Origin of the sequence: Streptomyces palmae, from assembly GCF_004684805.1 — a bacterium.
GTDB lineage: Bacteria > Actinomycetota > Actinomycetes > Streptomycetales > Streptomycetaceae > Streptomyces > Streptomyces palmae.
In genome coordinates this window covers 1-4,007 of record NZ_SRID01000506.1, presented here as the reverse complement: position 1 = coordinate 4,007, position 4,007 = coordinate 1, and the positions used below count along the sequence as shown (strand labels likewise).

The window sequence follows — 4,007 nt, the reverse complement described above, 5'->3', positions numbered from 1 at the left end:
GCGCCCTTCCCCCGCACAGATCGCAACGGCCCTGCCCCCCAAACACGGCACCAGACCCGTTTGGCAACTGGGCTCGCTGGCAACGGACATCAGCGAGCGTGAGTGCGCGGCCGAACAGCTCACAGCCGACTCCAGGACGGACACTCCGGTCGCGCCCACTCGGCGCGGCCTGATTGCCAAACTCGCCGCGGGAGGCGCGGTGCTGGCGGGCGTCTCCGGAACGGCCGCCTGGTGGTTGGCCCGCGACGACTCCCCCAGCCGGCCCAAGCAGGCCGACCGACCGCGAGAGAAGACCCCGCCGCCACCTCCCAAGCCCTGGGACGCGAAACCCCTCACCCCCTCCCAGTACCGGCAGGGCATCGCACCACCCACCCTCTGGGGCCCGCAAGCGGGACCGGGGGAGAACCCGGAGGCCTTCCCGCCGGCGCTGCTGCACGACCTGGTCGTCGTCCAGGGAAGCGCCGAGATAGCTGCCTATGACGTAACGGACGGCGGTTTGAAGTGGCGCGTGGACTGCAACACCATGGCCCGGTACTTCGCTCTCTCGGACGATCTCGTGGTCTGCCTGCCCTTGGGCAGCGGTGGGCTGATGGCTGTGGACCGGACCACCGGTAAGAATCGTTGGCCGGAGGGAACCCTGCGTACCAGCGAATCGGACGTGCTGCTCGGCCAGTTCATCGTCACCGTGGACGACACCACCGTCTACTTCTGCGCTATGTCGCCCTCCTCTGGAGACCATGTCATCCATCTCTGCGCCTTCGACGTCCCCTCCCGCACAGTGCGTTGGCACGTCCCGACACCGGTGGAAGGCCGAACAGATCCGCTGATCGGAGCCGCGGGCGACGGATACCTGGTGGTGAGCGGCTTCGACTGCGCGGCCGCGGCGCTCGATTCCCGCACCGGGAAGACCGTATGGAAGCTTCCGAAGCAGGGAATGGGCCAGTATGCCCTGCTTCCCGCCATCTCCGAGGGCGTCGTGTACATGGGAGGCTCTTCCCTGACCGCACGCAGGCTTCGTGACGGCAAGCAGATCTGGTCGCTGCCGACGGATAGCGAACCCGGTCACACGTACGGCGGATGGGGCCCGCCCACGCTTGACGGGGACGCGCTCTACGCCTCGGACGGCACGAAGATCAGCCGCCGCGACAAACGCGACGGCAGGACCGACTGGACACACGACCTGAAGAACGACGTGACCTTCGTACCCCCCGTCGTCCAGGGAAACTCCGTATGGACAGTCATCAATACCGCTAACCGATACAGCGCTGCCGCGGTGCACCGGGACACCGGAAAGCACGCCTGGACCTACTCAAGGGGCCGCACACCGTTCTGGTCGATAGCGGGGGCGGGCAACCGCGTGTTCGTGGTCGACGACGGCAGTCTCACCGCCCTGCCCGTCTTCTGACCCCGCCCCGCAGCCGGCCCGTCACCCCCACTCCTCCGCCAGCAACCCCCACACCACCAGGTCCTGGCGCACCCCGTTGAACGGGAAGACCTGGCGCAGGGTGCCCTCCCGGGTCATGCCCAGGCGCTGGGCGACCGCGTGGCTGCGGTGGTTGTCGGGGGCCGCGCGCCATTCGACGCGGGACATGCCGCGGACCTGGAAGGCCCAGTCGATCAGGCGGTGGGCGGCGGTGGTGATCAGACCGCTGCCCTGGGCCTCGGGGGAGATCCACACGCCCAACTCGCACACCCCTGACGGTACGTCGAAGACCCGGAACAGGGCCCCGCCGACCAGGGCGCCCTCACGCCGTATGCCGTAGATCCGCCCCCTGTCCTCGCGTTGGGCCTCCGCGTACGCCCCGAGGAACCGGCCTGCCCCCTCGGCGTCGGTGATGGTGGTGGCCCAGGGCAGCCAGGGCGCCAGATGCGCGCGGTTGCGCTCCACGTAGTCGGCGAACTCCTCGGCCTGCCAGGGCTCCAGCGGGCAGAGCTCGGCGCCGTCGGTGAGGGGGGAACTGAACATGGGGCGCTCCGATCGCGATGGGCGGGTCGTGCTTCCGAACGGCTATGCGTTCCAAACGTTTGTTACGTACTCGCGTACCCTAGGGGCCACCGGCCCGAGGAGGAAGCGAATATGCCCGCACGTGGTGACCACGACGCCAAACGCCGCGATGTCTCCGAGGCGGTGTGGCGGGTACTGGGCGAACGCGGGTTCGGGGGGCTGACGCTGCGTGCCGTCGCCGCCGAGCTGGGCGCCTCCACAGGTCTGGTCAGCCACTACTTCCCCAGCAAGCGGGCGCTGATGGCCCACGCTCTGGAGGTCGCCGAGGAGCGCACGGCCAACCGTGCGCTGCGCACCCCGCCCGGCCCCGGCCTGGCCGGCCTGCGCAGCGCACTCCTCGACGTACTGCCGCTCACCGAGGAGATGGCCGGGATGAGCCGGGCCTGGGTCAGCTCCTGGGACGCGGCCCTCGCCGACCCGGGCCTGAGCGCCGGGCAGGCGGCGCGTTACCTGCGCTGGTGCGAGGTGCTGCGCGGTCATCTCGAGGCCGCCCGCGAGCTGGGCGAACTGCCCGCGGACACCGATCCGGAGGATCTGGCGACGGTGGCCGCCGCCTTCACGCACGGTCTGGTCGTCCAGGCCCTGTTCGACCCGAAGCGCCTGCCACCGACCCGCCAGACGGCGCTGCTGGACAGCTTCCTGGACGGCCTCGCGCGGAAGCGGTAGGGGCGAGCGGGGAACGGCTCCTCCCTCGCGAACCGCCCCGGTGGCCGGGCATCCACCCGGCGGGCCGATCCCACCCCCTCTCGAGTGGCGAGGCGCGCCGGACGCGGCAAGGCTGGGCAGGGGCAGCCACGCACATCCGGCCGAGCCCGAGCGGAGGGGGCGGCGCCCGAGGCGGCAGGGACGCGCCCGCGTGGCTGCCGGACTCTCACCTGGAGGCTCAGCGATGTCGGAAGTCACCACCCCCTACGCGCCTGGCACCCCCTGCTGGGTGGATCTCACGGCAGCCGACCAGCAGGCCGCGCTGGACTTCTACACCGGGTTGTTCGGCTGGTCAGGGCAGGTGGGGCCGCCCGATGTCGGCGGCTATTCGGTGTGCACCCTGCGCGGCAAGGCGGTGGCCGGGATCATGGCGGGGCAGCCGGCGGGCGACGGTCCCGCACCGCCGACCGGATGGACCACCTACCTGGCATCGGCCGACGCCTCAGCCACGGAGGCCGCGATCACCGAGGCGGGCGGCACCGTGGTGGCTCCGACCATGGACGTGATGGACCTGGGCCGGATGCTGGTCGCGGCCGACCCGACGGGTGCGGTGTTCGGGATCTGGCAGGCCAAGGAGTTCCAGGGCGCGCAGATCGTCAACGAGGCGAACGCCGTGGTCTGGAACGAGCTCAACACCACCGATGTGAAGGCCGCGATCCCCTTCTACAAGGCGGTCCTGGGCATCGACGCCGAGCCGATGCGGGCGGAGGGGGCGGAGGGCTACTACACGCTCTCGGTCCAGGGGCGCCCGGTGGGCGGCCTCCAGTTCATGCCCAAGGCCGCCCCGCCCGGCACCCACTCGCACTGGCTCACCTACTTCGCCGTGGAGGACACGGACGACGCGGTGTCCCGGCTGACGGCTGCCGGCGGACGCGCGGTCGTGCAGCCCCACGACATGATCGCGGGGCGGCTCGCGATCGCGGAGGACTCGCAGGGCTCGGTCCTCGGGGTGATCAAGCCGAAGCCGATGGAGTCGGGCGGCTGACCCGCGCCGCTCCGGGGATCCTCGACGACTCGACGACCGCGCCGACCTCGGGGCCCCGCCGAGAGGCCCTGCCCGAGCTCCCGAGCTCCCGAGCTCCCGAGCTCCCGAGCTCCCGAACCAACGAACTCCCGACCTCCGGACTCCGGAACTCCCAGGGCCTGTGCGCACGCCGGCCTCGGAGAAGCCGCACGCCGACCTCGGAAGAGCCCTACGCCGGCCTCGGAAGAAGCCGCACGCCGACTGCGGCCCCAGCCCGACCCGGCCCACCCGGGAGCCGTACACCAGGCCGGGAGCCGTACACCGGGCCAGGAC

General features: G+C 71.2%; 4 protein-coding genes. 3 read left to right on the top strand and 1 reads right to left on the bottom strand.

The window, feature by feature from the left end; genetic code table 11:
* Window positions 1–1,405, top strand: a 1,405-nt coding sequence (locus E4099_RS30050) for an outer membrane protein assembly factor BamB family protein (protein ID WP_167828529.1), incomplete at its 5' end; no start/stop codon positions are given.
* Window positions 1,406–1,426: 21 nt separating this feature from the next.
* Here the strand turns inward: E4099_RS30050 and E4099_RS30045 are convergent.
* Window positions 1,427–1,966 carry a GNAT family N-acetyltransferase gene (locus tag E4099_RS30045; RefSeq protein ID WP_135342268.1) on the bottom strand — a complete coding sequence of 180 codons (540 nt, stop codon included), beginning with the start codon at window positions 1,964–1,966 and terminating at the stop codon, window positions 1,427–1,429.
* 111 nt (window positions 1,967–2,077) lie between these two features.
* Between E4099_RS30045 and E4099_RS30040 the strand changes: the two genes are divergently transcribed.
* On the top strand, window positions 2,078–2,671 hold the full coding sequence (locus E4099_RS30040) for a TetR/AcrR family transcriptional regulator (RefSeq protein ID WP_135342267.1): 594 nt from the start codon (window positions 2,078–2,080) through the stop codon (window positions 2,669–2,671).
* A 223-nt stretch (window positions 2,672–2,894) separates the two neighbouring features.
* The gene (locus E4099_RS30035) at window positions 2,895–3,695 is read left to right on the top strand and encodes a VOC family protein (protein WP_135342266.1); all 801 of its coding nucleotides are present in this window, start codon (window positions 2,895–2,897) and stop codon (window positions 3,693–3,695) included.
* Window positions 3,696–4,007: the final 312 nt, after the last annotated feature.